This is a genomic window from Marinomonas epiphytica (genome assembly GCF_054780655.1).
Genome location: NZ_BAAGVX010000038.1, coordinates 182,412 through 202,933 on the forward strand (window position 1 = coordinate 182,412; position 20,522 = coordinate 202,933).

The following is a 20,522-nucleotide window of genomic DNA, read 5'->3' on the forward strand; positions in this document are numbered from 1 at the left end:
TCATAGTTAGTTAGCGAGCTCTAACAAAGCTGCAGCCATAGATTCTGCTAAGTATTGTAATGACATTGCACCCCCATAGGTCCATGTAGAGTCGACAGAGTTTACCTTGCCAGCTTGTACAAAAGGCATCGCTTGCCATAAAGGTGATGCATTCAGTTTGTCTTCTTCATAAAAAGGTTGGAAGTACAATAAGGTATTTTCCTCAACGGCTCGTAGATCGCGGATTTTCTTTTGCACCACGCCCCACTGAGTACGTTTAAGAGTTAATGCATTTTCCACTCCAAGCGCTTCTAAAGCGTATTGCGGCATGGCGTTTTCACCGTATGCATATACAGAAGTAGTGCTGGCGAAACGTAGACTAGTTACTTTAGGTAAGCCATTTGGGTAGGCTTCATTGAGCTGCTGTTTTAGTTGGGCGATAACTTGAGCCCTGTGAGCCAATTTTTGCTTGGCTTGCGCTTCTTTATTTAGCAGTTTAGCTAAGGATAAGAAGGTATTGTCTACCTGCTCGGTATTGTTGTGGTCTTTTCGGTAGCTTTCAAAAAACACAACTGGAGCAATTTTCTCTAAGCGGGACTGCATACTTTCTAAAGCACTTCCGATTAAAATCACGTCGGGTTTGAGCTCTGCTAGTTTACTAAGGTTTGGCTCTGCTCGATCGCCTATGTCTTGAGTACTAGCTGGGATCGCGGGTTTGGCAACCCATTCTTGGTAGCCTTTCGCATCAGCTATCGCGACAGGTTCTATGCCCAGTTCAATCACGTTCTCGGCCATTTCCCAGTTTAGAGCGGCAACTCTTGTAGGAGGCGTTTCAAAGACTTGAGTGCCATGACTATCGGTTATGGATATTTGTGCTAATAGAGGGTTCGCGAATCCTAAAAGTAGGACAGCCAATAGAGAGTGATATTTTTTTAAACCATAAGTGAGTACTAACATACTACAGCAACCTTTGAATGATGGTTAGGATGAGGAAGTATCGACATTGGTACGCCGTATAGCTCGGCTAATTTTTGCTCATCCATGAGATCAGCAGGCGTACCCTGGAAAAACACTTCGCCTTGTTTCAAGGCTAAAATGTAGTCGGCAAAACGTGCGGCCAAGTTGACTTCATGAAGAATCAGCAACATGCCTTGCCCCGTTGTTTGATTTAGCTTTTTTAATAAAGATAACAGCTCGTATTGGTGAGCAATATCGAGTGCAGAGGTTGGTTCGTCTAGCAGCAACACTGGGGATTGTTGTGCCAGCAGCATGGCAATCCAAGTTCTTTGCCTTTCTCCGCCTGAAAGGGCCTCTAAAGCCTGTTCGCGATATTGGCTCACACCAACTTGTTGCATAGCATGATCGACAATAGCTTGGTCGTCTTGTTGGGCTCTACCCCATACACCACGCCAAGGAAAACGCCCCAATTTTACTAGTTCATTGACCGTTAACCCTGAGGTGTCTGGTAAATGTTGAGGTAAAAAGGCAATTTGCTGAGCGAGCTCACGTTGCGGTAAGCGTTGAATAGACTGCCCATTGAATATAATGCTGCCCTGATCAGCTTTTTGCTGGCGAGCAAGGCACTGCATTAAAGTGGTTTTTCCTGAGCCATTATGACCTAGCACGACGGTGATCTTATCGGTAGGAATGGTTAAGCTAGGGATATCTAAAATTCGTCGATTATTACGGCGAATTAGAACCTGAGTTAATTCAAACATAGTGCTTCGTTGTTCGTTTTCTTCTTGGTTAATGGGCAGTTGGCGCAAACATCCCCATCGACTCTGCGATAGTGTAGACAGCAAGATTTACGTTTAAAGCCTATGCCTTGATTTGTTCGTTGTAGCTGTATTTCCTGCACATTAGGAAGGGCAAGATTTTGTGCCCAAATATTGTATTCTTGAATTATCTGTTGCTGGTTCCCATGGGAGGCTGCTCGAACCACCACATCCATAATTTGGTCCGCTAATAAATGCTGGTACAAAGGTTGGTTTCCTCCAAACAGTTCTATGTGTGCTTGGGAGAAAGTGTTGAACAATATTGCAAGGTGTTTTGCCGTGTAGGCAATTAGTTTATGGTGATCCGCCTGATACCACTCACCATCGGGTAAGGCGTATCCGGCAATGTAATTACCTTGTTGGCGTTGGTGCAAGCGAGATAAAGAAGATGGTGTTGCACCAAGATGGTAAACACAAATCAGTGCAATATAAATGGGCTGCCAACAGGTTAAGCCCCAGCTTCTTACACGCCAATAAGGCGCACCCGTTTCCGGATGCGCCTCTTTTAACCTTTGGTGTAAACGCTGCAAACTTGGCTTGTAACTAGCCACGGATAACAGTTGCTCGTCTCCTTCTTGAGAGGAAGCTAGCTGCCAACCTTCTAGGGCTGGCAGCAACGCTTTACTTTCCAGGAAGAGCTGCTCTATTGGTTGTTCCATGTCAGCTTTGGCCTTGATTAAAATTCATAGCGTCCTTTTAGTTCGAAAGAACGCTCTGCACCGAACCAGCAGTTACTCGTGTCGTAGCAGGTGTAGTAGGTTTTATCGAACAAATTGGATACAGAAAACTGTACGCTGGCGCCTTGCCAATCAGACGACAATTGAGCCAGGTCGTAACCTGCAGATACGTCGACTAAGGTGTAAGAAGGTACGGTGCCTGAGTTGGCTGCATCAACTTGCATTTCACCAACATAACGAACTCCTGCGCCAAATGAAGCACCAGCTAGCTCTCCTTTAGATGGTTGGTAAGATAGCCAAGTACTGACTTGTTTCTCTGGAGTCCAAATAGGAGTGTTGCCTTGAATTCCATTTGTTGCATCCTTGCTGATTTCTACGTCTTGATATGTGTAAGATAACGAAAGATTTAATTCATCTGATATAGATTTCTCTAGCTCAAGCTCGAGCCCTTGTGAAGTGACTTCACCGACTTGAATTTTGTCATAGGCAGTAGCGCTAGGGTCTCTCATAACCACATTGCTTTTTACAATATGGAAGGCCGTGGCTGACGATCGAAATGAACTATTTTCATACTTAAGACCCGCTTCAATTTGGTTGGCAGTTGATACGTCGAAAGCATTACCATTGGTATCTTGACCTGCTTCAGGCTCGAAGCTCTGGGCAAAATTAATAAAAGGGGATACTCCGTTGTCAAACTTATAAAGCGCGCCAACTCGCCCCGTTAAAGAGCTTTGATTAAGGTCATTAATTCCGTAGGATGCACTAACTCCTTCTTGATCTATTTCATACTGATCGTAGCGCATACCTGCGAGTAAAACCCAGTCTTTGTATCTAATTTGATCTTGTAAATAGAGCCCTAATTGCTCTCTTTCAGTTGTGAAGTTACTGTCATCTGTTAATGACGATAATAAAGTGCCTCTATCAACTTGATTTGTGTCTGGGCTGAAGAGGTTAACCGTTCCAATTGAGCCGTACTTATAAATGTTTTTTTCTGTACTTCTTAAGTAATCAATACCTATTAAGATATTATGCTCAGCATTGCCTATATCGTAAAACGCCGATAATTGGTTATCTATATTCATTGCATTAACTGATTCATCAGTCATATAAGCACTTCTATTAACTGTCTCGTCATCACTACCTAGTGAGTATGCGTACACATTTTCCTGATAAGCTGTTGCAGTGGTGAATCGAGTATTTTGTAAAAAGCTCCAGTTCCCATTTATTTGATGGTCTAGTTTATAGCCTAATAGTAAAAATTCACGCTCGTATGTATCCCAATTAACATCTCCAAGATATGTATCAGGCTCTAATTGACCGTTTGCGTTGTTATATACAGTTCCTTTTGAAGGTAAAGCTGAATAGATTCCTGCACTTGGGTCCTTTTGATAATACATATTTAAGTTGAGTAAAGTGTTTTTACTTAAATTGATATCAACAGATGGTGCGAAAAGTATGCGCTCGTTTTCTGAGGTTGTCGCTTGGCCATCTGATTGACTAGCTTTGGTTATAACTCGGTAGTTAACCTTGTCACTAATGGTGCCTGTGGTGTCTAAACTCACTTCTTTTTTATTGTCACTGCCAAGAGTGAGTTCTACAGCGGTTTTACCTTCGGTTTGAGGCGCTTTGGTTATGATGTTAACCATTCCTCCTGGAGGCATTTCACCGTATAGGGTAGAAGTAGGCCCTTTGAATATTTCGATTTGCTCTATGGCCGAAATATCAATCTGTGGTTGTAGGTTCCACTCATTAAAGATTAGAGGAAGGCCATCTAGTAAAATGGTATCGTTATCAAATCCTCGAACATTGAATAAATCAAAACGTGTTACTGCACCGCCACGTAGTTGAGTATTCACACCTGCTGCGTAGCGTAAGGCTTCGGCCACACTTTCTATGCCTTTCTCATCAAGCTCTTCTTTGCTGATAATACTGATTGCTTGTGGTGTTTCTTCTGGATCAAGTTGTGTTTTTGTTGCCGTGTTTCGGTATGTTTGGCCAGCAACCTCGATCGTGTCTAATACGTCGGCGGCATAAGTGTAACTGCTCGATGCGACTGCAGCGGCTAACAATGACAGCTTGAAGGGGAAAGCGGTTTTCATTTGTACTCCAGAATAACAATAATATAATTGAGAATGGATCTCATTGTATTGATTGTGTTGAAGCAAAACTTAACAATTTGGTGCATCTTTTATTCGGGGCGAGTTTTTTCGTGAACTTTCCTTGGCTCGATCGGCAGCCAATATTCCATATAGCTGTGTTTACTATTCGGGTCATAGTTGGCTGAATAGACTTCTAGCTCAAAGCCCGGCACGTTGTAGTAATGAGACTCTGGAAGCCAATGGAAGAAGAACCATTCTATGGCGGCTTCTAAAGCTTTCACTTCTCCATGGACTGGGATCACGGCATATTCTTGTTCAGGAATAGACAGCTTACTGTCTGGGTGATCTAGCGCCACTGGATATCCTGCCCAGTAGTGTAATTGTTCCGGTTTTTCCCCTTGCTCTCGAGAGTCAATTACTCCTATTGGATTTTGAGTCAGTCGTTCTAAATGGTCAGGATGTTGTTTAACAAAACTTTGCCACACTTTTGGTACTTGCTCCGTAAAGTTTGGCGCTGTAGAAAATGGTCCATAAATCCAATCTGCTTGCCCCATTAATGCAAAAGCGCTTTTTGTCTCAATTCTAATTTGTGGAAAGGAAGTAGGTGATTGCCAAATGGGTTTCACGGCACAGTGCTTTAAAGGGGTTCTGAGGCCTATTCGTTTACCTCGTTGGCGGTATTGCCTAGGAGAACATTGAAACATTTGTTTAAAAGCGCGGCTAAAGCTAATCTCGGATTCAAAGCCACAGGTCAAGGCGACATCAATGTGTTTCAGTGAGCTGTTTAATAAGAGTTCGGCGGCTTTGCTTAGGCGAAGCTCTCGAACGTACTGGGCGACAGTTAGTCCTGTTGCTACCCCAAAAACTCGCTGGAACTGCCAACGGGACCAGTTGCATTTTTCCGCGAGAATACTGACGTTGATCGGATCATCTAGGTGCTGGTGTATGTATTCAAGGGCTTTTTCAATCCGAGCAACGGTAGCGTTTGACATAGTTTGTTCTTAATAATCATTCTCATTAATTCTAATGTTTTTGGAGCTGGTTTACCAGCCAAAGGCTAGATTTTATACAGAATGATACTGGTTAAAACTTTCCCTATAGATCAATAAGATACCTAGTGAGTTAATATTCACTAACTCGCTAGGTTAGATTTAATTGTATTTATTTAATGTGGCAATGGCGAAAGCAGCAAGGTCGGTGTAAATGTCAAAGTTGAAATCAATGTTCTTATACTGGGTTTCTCTGCCGTTGCCAGTTAGCACTAATACTGGCTGGCAGCCACGCCCTACTCCTGCTTGTAAGTCTCTTAACGAGTCCCCTACCATGAGGGCTGGAACTTCTTGAAAATCCACTCCTAGCTGCTTCTCAATTGCTTCGATCATTCCTGTTTTGGGCTTACGGCAGGTGCAGGCATCATCGGGTCCGTGGGGACAGTATTCTATGCCCTCTATTTGGCCGCCTTCAGCAGTAACTAAGTCCGTCATTTTTTTGTGCATCATAGCTAAGGTGTTTTCATCATAATAGCCACGGGCGATACCTGATTGGTTCGTTACGATAAAAACTTTAAAGCCTGCTTTTGACAGCGCGGCAATGGCTTTAATGCTACCTTGTAAAGGTATCCACTCATCTACTGATTTGACGTATTCTTTTGAGTCTTGATTAATGACCCCATCGCGGTCTAGTAAAATAATGGGTTTATCGGTTTTCATATGAATCCTTACTATTATTTGGCTTCGCCTATGGCAGAGAAGTGCCCTTTTTTACAAAGTTTTAATAGGTCTTGTGGGGCTAAGGCGATGTCTAATCCTCTTTTTCCGCCGCTAACATAAATTTGATCGAATGACTCTGCACTGCTATCTAAGCACGTGATTAAAGCTTTCTTTTGGCCTAGAGGACTAATTCCGCCGACTAGGTAGCCAGTGAGTCTTTCTGCCTCTTTAGCATCTGCCATACGAAGTTTCTTGACTCCAAACGTGTTGGCCGCCTTTTTTAAATTTAATGTTCCTGTCACAGGTACGATAGCCACAAAGAAAGCTTTCTCATCCGTTACCAAGAGGGTTTTAAAAACCACAGCAGGGTCTAAATTTAATTTTTGCGCGGCTTCTAAGCCATAACTTTGGCTGTGAGCGTCATGTTGGTATTCGTGAATGGAGAAGTGTACTTTCTTGCCTTCCAGTAATTTAATTGCTGGTGTCATGCTCTAACGTCCTTATTTCTGCCAAAACATTGGGGTAAAGAGTACCAATAAGGTAAAGACCTCTAAACGACCTAACAGCATGGAGAAACATAGCATCCATTTAGCAGGGTCACTCAGGCCTGAAAAGTTTGCTGCCACATCACCAAGGCCTGGGCCAAGGTTATTAAGAGTGGCGGCAACAGCAGACCAGGCAGTCACCTGATCTATTCCTGTAGCCATTAGTGCAACCATTAATATGACATACACTAATAAATAAGCGGAGAAAAAACCCCATACAGCAGATACGACTCTTTCTTGAATGGCTTTGCCGCCTACTTTTACTGGAATGACGGCGCTTGGGTGAACCAACCTTTGTAATTCCCGAAAGCCTTGCTTGAGGATCAATAAAATACGAATGACCTTCATACCGCCACCGGTCGAACTAGCACAACCACCTGCAAAGGAGGTAACGATCAATAAGAAAGGCAAAAAATGTGGCCAAGTCGAAAAGTCTGAGGTGCCGAATCCCGCGGTGGTGGCAATTGAAACACTCTCAAAAATGGCGTATCGAATGGCATTGTCCCATTCATATGTTGAGGTAATCACTAACACAAAGGTGGTAATAGAGATGGTACAAGCCAAAATAAACATGAAAAATCTGGCTTCAGGGTCTTTGAAATAATGCCATACGCTTTTATGTCGCCAAGCGTAGAAGTGCAAGGCAAAGTTAAAGGCTGAAGTGATCATAAAGAAGGTACAAATCATTTCTATGGCGGCATTGTTAAAGTGGCCAATACTGGCATCGTGGGTTGAAAAGCCGCCAATAGCCACGGTTGAGAAACTGTGGCAAATGGCGTCAAATAGACTCATACCTGCTAGCCAATAACCAAGCGCACAAACTGCTGTCAGGCTTGCGTATATGTACCAAAGAGCTTTAGCCGTCTCTGCGATACGTGGTGTAAGCTTATTGTCTTTTACTGGGCCTGGTGTTTCCGCTCGATATAACTGCATGCCACCAATTCCTAGCATCGGCATAATGGCTACGGCTAGCACAATGATACCCATACCACCAAGCCAGTTCAGAAGTTGGCGGTAGAAAAGAATAGACTCAGGCAAATGGTCTATGCCTGTAAGAATCGTCGCCCCTGTTGTGGTAAGCCCTGAAATAGATTCAAACAAGGCGTCTGTGAAAGTAAGATCAGGGCGTTCAGATAAGAAGAAAGGTACCGAACCGAACAAGCCTAGTACCGTCCAGAACAATACCGTAACCAAAAAGCCATCACGAATTTTTAGCTCGCCTCGTTCACGATACACAGGGGCCCACAATAAAAATCCGCCTAATAGGTTAATACCAAACGCATATAAGAAAGCATCTAATACCCCATCGTTATAAATAATTGAAACAATAATGGGTGGAATTAACGAGATACTAAACACCATGACTAGGAGGCCAATAACTCTTAAGATCACTTTGATATGCATGTTTTTCCCTACGGGCTGTGCTTTATTTGCCCTGTATTAGGTTCTCGTTTTCAGTCTTTAGAAGAAAGTTAAGCCAACTTGAAAGAGTTGTTCAACAGCTGGAATTTGTTTTTTATTGGTGACAAAAGTGATGACATGGTCTTCAGCCTGTATGACTAGATCCCCCGTTGCAATGATGACATCGTCCCCTCTTACTATGGCACCAATGGTAGCGCCTTCAGGAAGGTTTAAATTAGCGATGCTGCGCCCTACCACCTTAGACGATTTATAGTCCCCATGAGCGATGGCTTCTAATGCTTCAGCTGCACCTTTACGCATAGAGTGAACGTTAACTACATCACCTCGTCGAATATAGCTTAGCAAAGAGCTGATGGTTGTTTGCTGAGGTGAAATTGCAATATCAATCATCCCTTCTTGTACTATGTCTACGTAAGCTGGGTTGTTGATTATGGTCATTACCGTGCGAACCCCTAATACTTTTGCCAGCATAGATGACATGATGTTGGCTTCATCGTTATTGGTTAGTGCACAAAATACGTCGGTTGACTCTATGTTTTCTTCCAATAACAGCTCTTGTTTTGAGGCATCTCCATTCAGCACTATGGTGTTATCTAGGTTTTCCGATAAGTAACGGCATCGTTGTGGATCACGTTCGATGATTTTAACGCGATACTCTTTTTCTAAGCTGCGTGCTAATCGTTCTCCTATGTTGCCTCCACCAGCAATAATGATGCGTCTATATGGAGTATCTAGCGGACGTAATTCACTCATTACATCTAAAACGTCTCGTTGAGCCGTTAGGAAAAACACTTCATCGTTGGCATAAATAAAGGTGTTTCCATCTGGAGAAATGCTTTTTCCGTCTCGGTAGATAGCAGCAATACGAGTTTGTATTGAAGGCATGTGTTCTTGCAAAAAACTAATAGGTTGGCCTATTAGTGGGCCGCCTTTTTCTGCTTTAACCACGACTAATTGTACTCGGCCTTCTGCAAATTCCATTACTTGCAATGCTCCGGGGTAACGGATTAAGCGACTTAAATGCTTGGTTACTTCTTTTTCGGGGCTAATGCGAACATCTATAGGTAGGTGCTGATCTTGGAATAGTTGCGGGTACTTTGAGTAAGCGCTAGAGCGTACTCTTCCAATTTTTGTTGGTGTTTTAAAAAGAGTATAGGCTACTTGGCAAGCAACCATATTTGTTTCATCTTGGTTACTTACGGCGATCAACATGTCGGCATCGTTACAGCCTGCTTGATCAAGCACATCAGGGTGAGCGCCGTTACCTTCGATGGTTTGTATATCTAACCTATCTTGTAATTCTCTCAGTCTAACTAAATCAGTATCTATTACGGTAATGTCATTATCTTCACTGGCTAAGTTTTCTGCGAGCGTTGCCCCTACTTGGCCAGCGCCGATGATAATAATTTTCATAAGTTGCCTTACAGCGAATACGCTTATTATTAGACTGAATGTGTGTATTGCAAACGTTTAGTGATTGCCCAACCAGCTAGGTTTGCATTTTTCTTGAACAATTTTACCCCTATAACCATAAATAATTAACTTATCAGACAAAAAAATTGTCTGCTTTCGGCAATTATTTTTAGACTTTTATGAGTTTTTGCTAGGAAGTGTTAAAACACCTTATTGGAAGGAGGCACTAGGCTCATTGATTGAACCTAGTGAAGGTGCTTCTTACGCAAGTTTTTTTTGTAATAGGCAGTAGTAAAAACCGTCTTGTTGATCTTTTTTAGGAAACAGCTGAACCCCATGTAAAACTTTTTTGCCCTGCTCTCCTTCAAGCTGAAGAGCAGGATTAATGGCGTTTAAATCCAGTTCCTTTGCATCAGCTTGCTGCGCTAGAAAATAAGCAACTTGATCTTCGTTTTCCTCTTTCATTAGTGAGCAGGTTGCATAGAGTAAATGCCCGCCAGGTTTTAATGTCTTCCATACTTGTTTGAGAATCTCTCTTTGTATGTCTACTAAAGCCGATACATCGGTTGGCTTGCGGTTTATTTTTATATCTGGGTTTCGACGAATAACCCCTGTGGCAGAGCATGGAACATCCAGTAAAATTTTGTCGAACGCTTCACCTTCCCACCAGTTTTCTATTTTTGCTGCGTCTGAACAAATTACGTGTGCTTGATAACCCAGTCGTTCTAAGTTCGACTCAATCTTTTCAATACGCCATGCTTCCAGTTCGACAGCTGTAATCTGGTTTTCTGGTGCCATTTCTATTAAATGACAGGTTTTTCCGCCAGGCGCTGCACAGGCATCTAGAATGATATCTCCCTGTTTTGGCAGTAATATATGAGCTGCAAGCTGAGCTGACTCGTCCTGAACACTCACTTCTCCATGCTCAAATCCTGGTAGGTCCACAACTCTTACAGCTTTTTCTAGGTATATAGCAGACTCAGAAACCTTACCTGCAGTTGCTCTTATGCCATTTAGTTTTAACTTTTCTAAGTATGTTTCACGTGAAACTCTAGCTTGGTTTACTCGTAAACACATAGGTGGGTGGTTATTGCTTGCTTCAATAATGTTTTCAAATTCTTCAGGCCAATACTTTTTGAAGCGCTTAACCAACCATTTAGGCATATTAAATTGAACGGATGGAAGGTGGTATAAAGACTCAACGAGAGCTTGGTTTTCTCTTTGATAATTTCTAAGAACAGCATTAATCAGTTTGGTTGCCCAATCTTTATCGAGCTGACGACAAGTCTCGACACTTTCATTAATGGCTGCATGATCTGGTGTGTTCATATAACCAAGTTGATAAAAACCAATTAAGATCACCGCATAAAGATCAAGATCTTTTTCTTCAAATGGGTGATTAAGAAGGTTTAGCGCTAGGCTGTTAAGGACAGGAAAGTGGCGACAAACGCCGAAACACATCTCTTTCACTAGAGGCAGTTGGTCTTGGCTAATACTGTCATTGTGCTTTGCTAGCTGTGAGCTCAAAGAGCCTTGGTCGTTAAGAACATGACTAATTACTTTTACAGCAGCAAGGCGTGCAGAACTGTATTCTTGTGTATTCTCAACATTGACCATTAGCTATTACCTGCACTTTCTTGTGATAGCAGTTCCTGACCCACTAAAATGGCTGCTTTATGCTTTCCATTTAAGGCATCCTGTACTGACATGCGCTTGCTTCCAGCAAATTGTATCTCTTTAATAAGTATGGCACTGTCATTTGTTTTAACTAGCAGGCCTTCCTTGTCTGACTTAATTATAGTTCCAGGTTTACCGGCTAGCTTATCATCGCTATGAGAGACTTGTGCCTTGTGGACTTTCATAACACCCGCTTGAGTCTGGCTGAATGCCGTTGGCCAAGGTGAGAGCCCGCGAATATGACGATCGATATAGGTGGATGTTTGTTGCCAGGGAATATCACCCTCATGCTTAGTGAGCTTTGCGGCATAACAAGTAAGAGACTCGTTTTGAGATTCCGCTTGGACTGTTTGCGTCTTAATTTTTTCCAACGCTTCAATTAATGCTTGCCCACCAAGTGGGGCAAGCTTATCGTGCAAACTGGCTGAGGTGTCACAGTCTTCGATATCACAGAATACTTTCAATAGCATATCGCCGGTATCTAGCCCTACGTCCATTTGCATTATAGTGATACCCGTTTGTGTATCACCAGCTAAAATTGCCCGGTGGATTGGTGCTGCCCCTCGCCATCTAGGCAGTATAGAAGCATGAACATTAATACAGCCTAACTTTGGAGTATCCAATACTTTTTTTGGCAGGATAATACCGTATGCGGCCACAACCATAATATCGGCTTTATACTCTTCAAGCTTCATTATTTCTTGTGCTTCTTTAAAATTTACTGGTTGCTCAACGGTAATGCCATTGGACTGAGCGAGTTGTTTAACAGGGCTTGCCACCAGTTTTTGACCACGACCTGCAGGGCGATCAGGTTGTGTATATACAGCGACGATCTCGTATTGGTTTGCTTGCTGGTTATCAATAAGAGCTTGTAAGCTGGCCGCGGCAAAGTCTGGCGTTCCGGCAAAAATGATACGTAAAGGAGTAGTATTCATGGGTGTTCCTCAATAAAAAATCAGGCCGCAGCCTGATTTTAGGTAAATTGATTGGTCTAACGAGGCTTTAATTACCGCGCTTTAATGCCATTTTTTGTGCTTTCTCTAACTTGCTCTTGATGCGATTTCTTTTAAGTGGGGATAAGTAATCAACCATGAGCTTACCGTCAAGATGATCAATCTCATGTTGTACACAGACTGCCATTAGTTCATCGACATCCATTTCAAATGGGTTGCCATGGCGATCTAACGCTTTTACTTTTACTTTAGCCGCACGATAAATGTGCTCGTAGAACCCTGGTACAGACAAACACCCTTCTTGGAACTCATTTGGCTCATCATCAAGTACTTCAAACTCAGGGTTAATAAATACCAGTGGCTCATTGCGCTCTTCAGAAAAATCCATGACAACTAATCTATGATGATAGTCCACCTGTGTTGCTGCCAAGCCTACACCGTTTTGGTCATACATGGTGTCTATCATGTCATCAATTTGTTTTTGCAGTTCAGTGCCAAATTCAGTGATCGGCTGTGCTACTTTTCTTAAGCGTTTATCAGGAAATTCTAATACAGGTAAAACGGCCATAACTTTTCCATTTTCAATCAGTTCTTTAAGAGGTTAACCCCTTTTCTATTGAGTATATTGTATCTCAACTCAGTTAAATGATCAGTGCTAGATGTTGGATTTTTAGTCGATTATTACCATGGTATTGATAGGCCTTTGCTATATTTAATAGTGTTGGCAGCTTCTCTAGTAATAATTACCAACCGAATACTACTTATAAACTGTGTTTCTATTTGTCTTAGCAAGGATGCGACAATGAATGAAAGCCCGTATTACTCAGACTTATCTAGCAAAGATTGGATAGCCCTCAGTTTGTTAGATGGAATTGGACCTGCACGGTTATCTCGACTTTGCACTTATCTTGAGTCTTTATCTGAACAAAGTGATGGCGTGTTGTTTTCGTCTAATGATCAAGATCCCACCCTATCGTTTGAGCTTTTGTTAGCTTTGAAATGGCCACAAGTGACAGCAAAGCAAGCTATGGAGTATCTAAATCATGGCGTTCTTTCGGACTCTCAAAAATCCAAATTTGAAGATTCTCTCAAGTGGTTGCAAGTTGAGGGTCGGAGTTTACTTTTAAGAGGCTCAGATGATTACCCTCAAACACTTAATGAAATTAAAGTGGCCCCAGCTATGCTTTTTGTAGAAGGGACAACAGAGGCTCTCTCTAAGCCGTGTATTGGTATTGTGGGGGCCCGTAAATGTGTTAACGAGAATAAAAAGCTTACCTATGAGATCGCTGGCGAGTTAGCTCGCTCTGGCTTTACTGTGGTTAGCGGTGGCGCTATAGGTATCGATACTCAAGCCCATTATGGTGCTATGCAGGCCGGCGCAAATAGCACCGTTGCGGTTATGGGAACAGGGTTGTCTCACTTATACCCCAAATCTAATCAAGGATTGTTTCAAAAAATTATTAATTCACATGGCTGTATTGTTAGTGAGTACCCACTATCCTGTACTCCTAGGCCCCATTTCTTTCCCCCAAGAAATAGAATCATCAGCGGTTTAAGTTTAGGCGTGTTTGTTGCTCAAGCGTCATTAAAGAGTGGTTCTCTAATTAGCGCTAACTATGCAGTTGAACAAAATAGAGATGTGTTTGCCTTGCCTGCTCGGGTAAGCGATGAATTTAATGCCGGTTGTTTAGCTTTATTGAAACAGGGCGCGATGTTAACGGTGAGTGCTCAAGATATCTTACAGACCTACCCTAATCTGTCTTTGGCTGCGTCGCAACAAAATAGCGACGCTCACTCGACTAGCCATTCAGTTGCAAGCAAAATCCAAGCTAATTGTTTTGCTGACATTAACTTAGATGCTCGACCTATTTACGACTTTATTAGCAATCAACAGGGAGTTGATTTTGATTGGCTGGTTCGCAAAAGTGGTCATGAAGCTGGTTTTTTAATGCAGTTATTAATGGAATTAGAGTTGGCTGGACTCGTCAAAAATAACATGGGGTATTATTACCCAAGTAAGACTGGCTGAATAACGACTCAGCCAGCGGTCATAATCAGATTATTCAAAGTCGTTAAAAATGTCTTTCTTCAGCTGCTTGATGTCGCGGCGTTCTTTTTTATTGGGTTTATGATCGCTAATAATACGGCCTCCATAGGATTTACGTTCAAGCGCCCTTCTTTCTCTTAAAGCAATCGATTGTTCAGTTTCGCTGTAAAGCAGTTGAGCTTCTGGAGCGCCCCTACGTTGTTCACTTATGGCCATGACCTGTATGGTTTTTTCATCCCAGCCTAAACGTAAAGTAATGGTAGCACCAATTTCAACGTTTCTACTTGCTTTACCTTTTGCTCCATTGTAAGTGACTTTGCCACCATCAATAGCATCTTTGCAGAGAGAGCGGGTTTTATAAAACCTGGCTGCCCAAAGCCATTTATCTAAACGAACTGCTTGTGAAGCTGGTTGCTTTTCTGCTTTACTCATAGACAATATTTTTACCCTAGATTTTATTTGAGGCCATTATGCAGGATGTTAGTCGCCACCCTATTTTTCTCTCGTTGCAAACCATCATACAGCGAGCGGCTAGCGAGATCATGAATGTTTACCAAAGCACAGACCTCGGTGTTGAGCATAAATCAGATAATAGCCCTGTTACAGCAGCAGATTTGGCTGCCCATAAGGTGATTAGTAAAGGGCTTGCTGAATTAACGCCTGAAATTCCCATTTTATCTGAAGAAGCAGTGGTTGAATACCAAGAGCGCAGGCAGTGGGATTCGCTTTGGGTTGTAGACCCTTTAGATGGAACAAAAGAATTTATAAAACGTAACGGTGAGTTCAGTATCAACATCGCACTAGTCATTGATGGCTCTCCTGTTTTAGGAATGGTGTATCTGCCGACCACAAGCGAAGGCTACTTTGGTGTGTCTCAAGAATGGCAAGATTTAGAAGTTGGAGCCGTTAAATGGCAAAACGATCAGGTTGAAGTCATTCGTATAAGAGAGCCACATACTCCTGTGATCGCCATGACGAGCCGAAGCCATGGCCCAGCTTTACCAGATGATCTTAAACAAGAAATTATTGCTGAGTATGAGTTTGTAAGGGAAATTCCTAAGGGCAGCTCTATTAAAGCTTGTCGCATTGCCGAAGGCGTTGCCGACCTACATTTAAGACGTGGACCAACCTGTGAATGGGATACCGCTGCTCAGCAAGCTATTGTGGAAGCTGCTGGTGGTATGTTGGTGGGGCCTAATGGTAAGCCCTTTAAATACAATCAAAGAGAAACATTACTTAATGGCCATTTCTTTGTTTGCGGACCTGAACTGGCTCCGAAAGTCATGGCTTGGTATGAAAAGGAAGGACGCCGTCACTGACAGTGCTTAGCTAGACTAGTTAAGAAAATTCTGTGTGCTTTTCTTTGCTCAAATATAAAACTATACCTCTGTTTCACGTGAAACAGAGGTGTATGACTAAAAATTACCTCTGCTGAATTATTCTAGCTTCTTTCTCGGATGAAATAGAGCTATGAACACGTTTGAAAATTCGCTCTTTAGCTCGCTCTATAAAGTCTCTTTGCAACGTCTGCCCCATTGATCTGGCAATGGTGACCGTACCTACTAATGAAATAACCATCTCTTCAGCCAAATCTTTAGCATTACAACTACCTTGCTTACTGAGAATACTCGCAAGCTTATCAACCAAACTATCAAAGCATTGCTGATAAGCTGCTCTAACTTTTTCGTCTTTATGGGCTGAGTCAGTAACTAAAAACTCCAGTGGAGATTGTTGTTCGAGGTTTGGCTGCCCCCACTTTAGGTAGCGCGTAATTAAGGCTTTAAGGTGAGTATCTTTATACTCACTGGATTTGTCGTTTCTGGCCCAAAAGGCATGGGACGAGGCGAAGTTCATTGCGGCTTCATATAGGCTACTTTTACCAGAAAAATGAGCATAAAAAGCACCGTGTGTCATATTTGCTTCACGCATAATTTTACTCAAAGTGACTCTATCGAAACCTTGAGTGCAAAATAGTCGTGCTGCAGACTGCAAAATTCGCTGGCGTGTTTTTTCTTTATGCTGTGTGGAATATGGCATATTTAGTCTCCTAAATATTATCTTGATCATATATAGCTCTACTCTAGCATAACCCATATCAAGAAAAGAACAGAGTAACCATCTTGTTACTGAGGAGTGAGTTATGTCAGAAACAACACGTATCGTAGTGACTGGAATGGGGCTAGTGACCCCGCTTGGGTTAGGCGTAAATGCCGTATGGGAAAAACTTATTGCCGGTGAGTCTGGTATAGGACAGTTAAATATTAAAAATCAGCAACAAGTAGCAACCCAAATAGCCGGTCATGTACCGAACGCTGAGCAGGCGAGTAACGGTTTAAATGAAGCCGATTACATGAGCCCAAAAGAGCGTAAACGAATCGATCTGTTTACACTGTTTGCATTAGTTGCAGCAGAAGAAGCGCTTACACAAGCAAATTGGTTTCCTACCAGCGAAGCAGAAAAAGAAGGCACTGCCACCGTAATAGGCACAGGCATTGGTGGCTTGCCGACGATAACGCAGGCTTATGAGACGTTAAATACATCTGGCGCAAGAAGAATGTCAGCTTTTACAGTGCCGGCATTTTTGGCCAACCTAGCGAGTGGTAACGTGTCATTAAAGTATGGTTTTAAAGGGCCAACAGGTACGCCAGTAACGGCTTGTGCGGCTGGCGTACAAGCCATAGGTGATGCGATGAGAATACTGCGCTCAGGTGAGGCAAAAGTAGCTCTTGCTGGTGGTGCTGAAGCCTGCATTGATACATTATCTTTGGCGGGATTCGGTGCCTTGAAAGCGTTATCAAATGATAATGACACGCCGGAACAAGCCTCTCGTCCCTTTGATCAGACTCGTAATGGTTTTGTTATGGGTGAAGGAGCAGGCTTGGTCGTGATTGAAACCCTTGACCATGCCCTAGCCCGAGGCGCGACACCCTTGGTAGAGATTGTCGGCTATGGTACCAGCAGCGATGCATACCACTTAACCGCTGGTCCTGAATCTGGTGATGGCGCTGCAAGAGCAATTCGAGCTGCCTTAAAAATGGCTGGTATTCATCCCAGCGATATTAATTATATTAATGCTCATGCTACTTCAACTCCAGTTGGGGACCGTGGTGAGGTAAATGCTTTAAAGCAAGTCTTTGAAGAACATCTGCCTGGGATTTCAATTTCCTCTACGAAGTCAGCAACCGGCCATCTTTTGGGAGCTGCTGGAGGAGTAGAGAGTATTTTCAGTGCGCAAGCCATTTTAACGAACTGGGTACCACCCACTTTAAATTTGCATCAGCTAGATGAGAATATGCAGGGACTAGACTTTGTTCCTCTTAAAGCGAAGCAGAGGGTGCTAGATCACGTGCTTTGTAATGGATTCGGTTTTGGTGGGGTGAATGCTGCACTCGTATTGAAGCGCTATCAATAAAAGCCAATAGCTGGAAAACGGCCTGGCAGTTAAATGACTACAAAGAAGGGCTATGCATGGGGTAAAATGTGCCCTTCTTTAAATATGTAAGACAAAATTTGATGAGTAAAATAGACCCCTACCTACATGCCCCCAAGTTTCAGTGGAAGTTTCTAGCCCCAAAATACTGGCCTGCTTGGTTCATGGTTGCTGTGGCGTTTCTATTGGCGTATGTGCCCTATCGCTGGCGCGATAAATTGGCTACGAAAGTCGTTCCTCTAATCATTAATAAAAAAAGTAGTGCTTTAAAGCGTGCAAGGATAAACCTTGCAGAATGTTTTCCCGAGAAAACAGAAGAAGAGCGAGAACAAATACTTAAGAGTAGCTTGGAGACTGGTGCGAGGTTTTGTTTTGCTTATGGCGAATTGATGGTACGCAGCAAAAAGTACCTAAAAAGCCGAGATAAAATAGTCGGCGGTGAAAACCTGTTCCCTCTTTTAGAGCAAGGTGAAAAAATAATCACGCTTGTTCCCCACTGTTGGGCGCTGGATTACACCGGCCCAATGTTGGCTTCGCTGGGACACAATATCACAACCATTATAAAGCCCCAAAGTAATGAGCTAGTGGATTGGCTTTTGCACAAGCAACGCATGCAGTATGGACGAGGTAAGATCTACCCAAGGTCCGCAGGTATCAAACCTTTTTTAAAATCAGTGAAAGAAGGAAATCTTGGTTATTACTTACCAGATGAAGATCTTGGTGTTCAAAACTCAGTTTTCGTGCCCTTTTTCGCTGCAGAAAAAGCAACGATGAAAGGTCTAGGAAAGCTCACTAAATTGACCAAGGCCAAGGTTGTGCCCTTGTGTCAGGCGTATAATGCTCAAACAGGGAAATATGAATTGCACATTTATCCTTGCTTAGAAAATTTTCCAACTGGAGATGAAGAGCAAGATGCGATTATGATGAACAGTGCTATTGAACAAATGGTGGCTGAGCATCCTGAGCAATACATGTGGATCCTAAACTTATTACGCTGTCACCCTGACGGTACACAAAGATATTAATGGAGCACAGTATGACCGACACAACCTCCCTTGGCCGCCAAGACATAGACGCTGTAAAACAATATTTACTGTCATTACAGGACTCGATATGCCAATCATTGGAGGTTTTTGAGCCCGAGCAAGGTTTCCACGAAGATAAATGGGATAGGCCCAATGGCGGCGGTGGGCGAACTCGTGTTTTAGCGGGTGGCCGGGTAATTGAAAAAGGCGGTGTAAACTTTTCTCATGTAATGGGTGATAACCTTCCGCCTTCTGCGACCGCGGATCGTCCTGAGCTGGCTGGTGGCCGTTTTGAAGCCATGGGGGTGTCGTTAGTCATACACCCTAATAATCCTTTTGCACCTACTTCACATGCCAATGTACGTCTTTTTGTGGTGCATAAAGAAGGTATGGAGCCTGTTTGGTGGTTTGGTGGAGGCTTCGACTTAACGCCGTATTATGCTTTTGAGGAAGATTGTATTAGCTGGCACCAGGCATGTTTTAATGCTGTAGAGCCGTACGGTGAAGGCCTTTATAACGAGTTTAAGTCTTGGTGCGATGAATATTTCTACCTCAAACATAGGGGGGAAGCTCGTGGTGTTGGCGGTTTATTCTTTGATGACTTTAATCGCGGTAGTTTTGAACATTGCTTTGCAATGTTGCGCTCGGTTGGCGATGCCTATAGTCAGGCTTACGTGCCTATCTTAGAGCGCCGTAAAGACATACCTTTCACCGAGCAACAAAGGGACTTCCAGTTGCACCGTCGTGGACGTTACGTAGAATTTAATTTGGTGTTTGATAGAGGCACTCACTTTGGCTTACAAAGTGGCGCAGGAAGAACCGAGTCCATCCTGATGTCTTTACCTCCAGAAGTGAAATGGACATACGACTACCAGATACCAGCAGGTAGTGACGAAGAGAAACTAACAAAAGAGTTTCTGACTGGTCGGGACTGGTTAGAAAAGAAATAAAACGAGGAAAACCGTGGATCAGTACGCCGTATTTGGAAACCCAATCGCCCATAGCAAATCCCCTATGATTCATAGTCATTTTGCCATGCAAACTCAACAAGCCCTTACTTATAAAACCATTTTAGGCGACCAAGAAGGATTTGAGCAGCAAGTAAGAGACTTCTTTTCGGCAGGAGGTAAAGGATTAAACGTAACCATGCCGTTTAAAGAAAGAGCGTTTGCTATGTGCCAAGTACTAAGCAAGCGAGCGCAGCTTGCAGGGGCTGTGAATACGCTCATGATGGGAAAAAATGGGCAACTCTTTGGCGACACAACGGATGGTGTTGGCATGGTCCGTGACATCAAATTTAACCATCATCAGAGTATAGAAGGTAAGCGCTTACTAATCATAGGGGCTGGTGGTGCTGTACGAGGTGTGCTTGAACCTTTATTGGAACAAGCCCCTTCTTCTATCACTATAGCAAACCGAACTGTATCGAAAGCAAGTCAACTAGCAGAGCTGTTTGGCTGTCTGTCCTCTTCTTTTGAAGAACTAGACGGCCCCTTTGATTTAATCATCAATGGTTCTTCGGCCAGTTTATCTGGCAGCTTACCTCCTCTTAAAGATGAGCTGATAGGCGATCAGACATGGTGCTATGACATGATGTACGCAAAACATAGCACGGTCTTTTTAGATTGGGCCGCTAACCTCGGTGCACAAGGTGCAGATGGCCTTGGTATGTTAGTTGGACAAGCGGCGGAGTCTTTTTACTTGTGGCGTCAGGTGCGCCCAGAAACGACTGAGCTAATTACCCAACTTAGAGAACAAATGGTGTAATTAA

20 protein-coding genes are annotated in these 20,522 nt (G+C 43.1%); 6 read left to right on the plus strand and 14 right to left on the minus strand.

Annotated elements, in window-relative coordinates:
• Window positions 1-6: 6 nt before the first annotated feature.
• The 12 genes from ACYVGZ_RS13245 to def all read right to left on the minus strand — a co-directional run bounded on the left by ACYVGZ_RS13245 (window position 7) and on the right by def (window position 12,817).
• On the minus strand, window positions 7-936 hold the full coding sequence (locus ACYVGZ_RS13245) for an iron-siderophore ABC transporter substrate-binding protein (RefSeq protein ID WP_460756455.1): 930 nt from the start codon (window positions 934-936) through the stop codon (window positions 7-9).
• Window positions 930-1,697 carry an ABC transporter ATP-binding protein gene (locus ACYVGZ_RS13250; RefSeq protein ID WP_460756458.1) on the minus strand — a complete coding sequence of 256 codons (768 nt, stop codon included), beginning with the start codon at window positions 1,695-1,697 and terminating at the stop codon, window positions 930-932. Before ACYVGZ_RS13250 ends, ACYVGZ_RS13245 begins: the two co-directional genes overlap by 7 nt.
• On the minus strand, window positions 1,685-2,413 hold the full coding sequence (locus ACYVGZ_RS13255) for a siderophore ferric iron reductase (RefSeq protein ID WP_460756461.1): 729 nt from the start codon (window positions 2,411-2,413) through the stop codon (window positions 1,685-1,687). Before ACYVGZ_RS13255 ends, ACYVGZ_RS13250 begins: the two co-directional genes overlap by 13 nt.
• A 17-nt stretch (window positions 2,414-2,430) precedes the next feature.
• Window positions 2,431-4,530: a TonB-dependent siderophore receptor gene (locus ACYVGZ_RS13260; protein ID WP_460756464.1), complete on the minus strand. Its 2,100-nt coding sequence runs from the start codon at window positions 4,528-4,530 to the stop codon at window positions 2,431-2,433.
• An 89-nt stretch (window positions 4,531-4,619) separates the two neighbouring features.
• Window positions 4,620-5,522 (minus strand): GyrI-like domain-containing protein, encoded by a 903-nt coding sequence (locus ACYVGZ_RS13265; protein WP_460756466.1) that lies wholly within the window; start codon window positions 5,520-5,522, stop codon window positions 4,620-4,622.
• Between the two features lie 159 nt (window positions 5,523-5,681).
• Window positions 5,682-6,239, minus strand: a complete 558-nt coding sequence (gene gmhB, locus ACYVGZ_RS13270) for a D-glycero-beta-D-manno-heptose 1,7-bisphosphate 7-phosphatase (RefSeq protein ID WP_460756468.1) — start codon at window positions 6,237-6,239, stop codon at window positions 5,682-5,684.
• A 14-nt stretch (window positions 6,240-6,253) separates the two neighbouring features.
• The gene (ybaK, locus tag ACYVGZ_RS13275; protein WP_460756470.1) at window positions 6,254-6,727 is read right to left on the minus strand and encodes a Cys-tRNA(Pro) deacylase; all 474 of its coding nucleotides are present in this window, start codon (window positions 6,725-6,727) and stop codon (window positions 6,254-6,256) included.
• A gap of 12 nt (window positions 6,728-6,739) precedes the next feature.
• A complete protein-coding gene (locus ACYVGZ_RS13280; RefSeq protein WP_460756473.1) occupies window positions 6,740-8,188 on the minus strand; it encodes a TrkH family potassium uptake protein in 1,449 nt (482 codons plus the stop codon).
• 57 nt (window positions 8,189-8,245) lie between these two features.
• A complete protein-coding gene (gene trkA / locus ACYVGZ_RS13285; RefSeq protein WP_460756476.1) occupies window positions 8,246-9,619 on the minus strand; it encodes a Trk system potassium transporter TrkA in 1,374 nt (457 codons plus the stop codon).
• Window positions 9,620-9,880: 261 nt separating this feature from the next.
• Window positions 9,881-11,236 carry a 16S rRNA (cytosine(967)-C(5))-methyltransferase RsmB gene (rsmB, locus tag ACYVGZ_RS13290; protein WP_460756479.1) on the minus strand — a complete coding sequence of 452 codons (1,356 nt, stop codon included), beginning with the start codon at window positions 11,234-11,236 and terminating at the stop codon, window positions 9,881-9,883.
• Entirely contained in the window at window positions 11,236-12,231 is a 996-nt protein-coding gene (fmt, locus tag ACYVGZ_RS13295; RefSeq protein WP_460756481.1) for a methionyl-tRNA formyltransferase, read from the minus strand. Before fmt ends, rsmB begins: the two co-directional genes overlap by 1 nt.
• A gap of 67 nt (window positions 12,232-12,298) precedes the next feature.
• Entirely contained in the window at window positions 12,299-12,817 is a 519-nt protein-coding gene (gene def, locus ACYVGZ_RS13300; protein WP_460756484.1) for a peptide deformylase, read from the minus strand.
• Window positions 12,818-13,051: 234 nt separating this feature from the next.
• Here def and dprA point away from each other — a divergent pair, with 234 nt between their 5' ends.
• Window positions 13,052-14,278, plus strand: coding sequence for a DNA-processing protein DprA (gene dprA, locus ACYVGZ_RS13305; protein WP_460756486.1), 1,227 nt, complete (start codon window positions 13,052-13,054; stop codon window positions 14,276-14,278).
• Between the two features lie 30 nt (window positions 14,279-14,308).
• Here the strand turns inward: dprA and ACYVGZ_RS13310 are convergent, their stop codons facing one another.
• Window positions 14,309-14,728, minus strand: a complete 420-nt coding sequence (locus tag ACYVGZ_RS13310; RefSeq protein WP_460756489.1) for an RNA-binding S4 domain-containing protein — start codon at window positions 14,726-14,728, stop codon at window positions 14,309-14,311.
• 38 nt (window positions 14,729-14,766) lie between these two features.
• Between ACYVGZ_RS13310 and cysQ the strand changes: the two genes are divergently transcribed.
• Window positions 14,767-15,615 carry a 3'(2'),5'-bisphosphate nucleotidase CysQ gene (gene cysQ / locus ACYVGZ_RS13315; protein ID WP_460756491.1) on the plus strand — a complete coding sequence of 283 codons (849 nt, stop codon included), beginning with the start codon at window positions 14,767-14,769 and terminating at the stop codon, window positions 15,613-15,615.
• Between the two features lie 103 nt (window positions 15,616-15,718).
• Here cysQ and ACYVGZ_RS13320 read toward each other — a convergent pair whose 3' ends face one another.
• Window positions 15,719-16,333: a TetR/AcrR family transcriptional regulator gene (locus tag ACYVGZ_RS13320; protein WP_460756494.1), complete on the minus strand. Its 615-nt coding sequence runs from the start codon at window positions 16,331-16,333 to the stop codon at window positions 15,719-15,721.
• A 103-nt stretch (window positions 16,334-16,436) separates the two neighbouring features.
• Between ACYVGZ_RS13320 and fabF the strand changes: the two genes are divergently transcribed.
• From fabF to aroE, 4 genes are all read left to right on the plus strand, one after another.
• Complete coding sequence (fabF, locus tag ACYVGZ_RS13325; protein ID WP_460756496.1) at window positions 16,437-17,708, plus strand: beta-ketoacyl-ACP synthase II; 1,272 nt, start codon at window positions 16,437-16,439, stop codon at window positions 17,706-17,708.
• Between the two features lie 101 nt (window positions 17,709-17,809).
• On the plus strand, window positions 17,810-18,751 hold the full coding sequence (gene lpxM / locus ACYVGZ_RS13330) for a lauroyl-Kdo(2)-lipid IV(A) myristoyltransferase (RefSeq protein ID WP_460756499.1): 942 nt from the start codon (window positions 17,810-17,812) through the stop codon (window positions 18,749-18,751).
• Window positions 18,752-18,762: 11 nt separating this feature from the next.
• Window positions 18,763-19,701 (plus strand): oxygen-dependent coproporphyrinogen oxidase, encoded by a 939-nt coding sequence (gene hemF, locus ACYVGZ_RS13335; RefSeq protein ID WP_460756501.1) that lies wholly within the window; start codon window positions 18,763-18,765, stop codon window positions 19,699-19,701.
• 13 nt (window positions 19,702-19,714) lie between these two features.
• Window positions 19,715-20,518, plus strand: coding sequence for a shikimate dehydrogenase (aroE, locus tag ACYVGZ_RS13340; protein WP_460756504.1), 804 nt, complete (start codon window positions 19,715-19,717; stop codon window positions 20,516-20,518).
• Window positions 20,519-20,522: the final 4 nt, after the last annotated feature.

Bases quoted from the DNA above. Each gene is read 5' to 3' on its own strand.
- ACYVGZ_RS13310 (WP_460756489.1), bottom strand. From the start codon at position 14,728: ATGAGTAAAGCAGAAAAGCAACCAGCTTCACAAGCAGTTCGTTTAGAT.
- fmt (WP_460756481.1), bottom strand. From the start codon at position 12,231: ATGAATACTACTCCTTTACGTATCATTTTTGCCGGAACGCCAGACTTT.
- ACYVGZ_RS13245 (WP_460756455.1), bottom strand. From the start codon at position 936: ATGTTAGTACTCACTTATGGTTTAAAAAAATATCACTCTCTATTGGCT.
- fabF (WP_460756496.1), top strand. From the start codon at position 16,437: ATGTCAGAAACAACACGTATCGTAGTGACTGGAATGGGGCTAGTGACC.
- dprA (WP_460756486.1), top strand. From the start codon at position 13,052: ATGAATGAAAGCCCGTATTACTCAGACTTATCTAGCAAAGATTGGATA.
- gmhB (WP_460756468.1), bottom strand. From the start codon at position 6,239: ATGAAAACCGATAAACCCATTATTTTACTAGACCGCGATGGGGTCATT.
- hemF (WP_460756501.1), top strand. From the start codon at position 18,763: ATGACCGACACAACCTCCCTTGGCCGCCAAGACATAGACGCTGTAAAA.
- ACYVGZ_RS13260 (WP_460756464.1), bottom strand. From the start codon at position 4,530: ATGAAAACCGCTTTCCCCTTCAAGCTGTCATTGTTAGCCGCTGCAGTC.
- lpxM (WP_460756499.1), top strand. From the start codon at position 17,810: ATGAGTAAAATAGACCCCTACCTACATGCCCCCAAGTTTCAGTGGAAG.
- cysQ (WP_460756491.1), top strand. From the start codon at position 14,767: ATGCAGGATGTTAGTCGCCACCCTATTTTTCTCTCGTTGCAAACCATC.
- ACYVGZ_RS13280 (WP_460756473.1), bottom strand. From the start codon at position 8,188: ATGCATATCAAAGTGATCTTAAGAGTTATTGGCCTCCTAGTCATGGTG.
- def (WP_460756484.1), bottom strand. From the start codon at position 12,817: ATGGCCGTTTTACCTGTATTAGAATTTCCTGATAAACGCTTAAGAAAA.
- ACYVGZ_RS13320 (WP_460756494.1), bottom strand. From the start codon at position 16,333: ATGCCATATTCCACACAGCATAAAGAAAAAACACGCCAGCGAATTTTG.
- rsmB (WP_460756479.1), bottom strand. From the start codon at position 11,236: ATGGTCAATGTTGAGAATACACAAGAATACAGTTCTGCACGCCTTGCT.
- ACYVGZ_RS13255 (WP_460756461.1), bottom strand. From the start codon at position 2,413: ATGGAACAACCAATAGAGCAGCTCTTCCTGGAAAGTAAAGCGTTGCTG.
- ybaK (WP_460756470.1), bottom strand. From the start codon at position 6,727: ATGACACCAGCAATTAAATTACTGGAAGGCAAGAAAGTACACTTCTCC.
- trkA (WP_460756476.1), bottom strand. From the start codon at position 9,619: ATGAAAATTATTATCATCGGCGCTGGCCAAGTAGGGGCAACGCTCGCA.
- ACYVGZ_RS13265 (WP_460756466.1), bottom strand. From the start codon at position 5,522: ATGTCAAACGCTACCGTTGCTCGGATTGAAAAAGCCCTTGAATACATA.
- ACYVGZ_RS13250 (WP_460756458.1), bottom strand. From the start codon at position 1,697: ATGTTTGAATTAACTCAGGTTCTAATTCGCCGTAATAATCGACGAATT.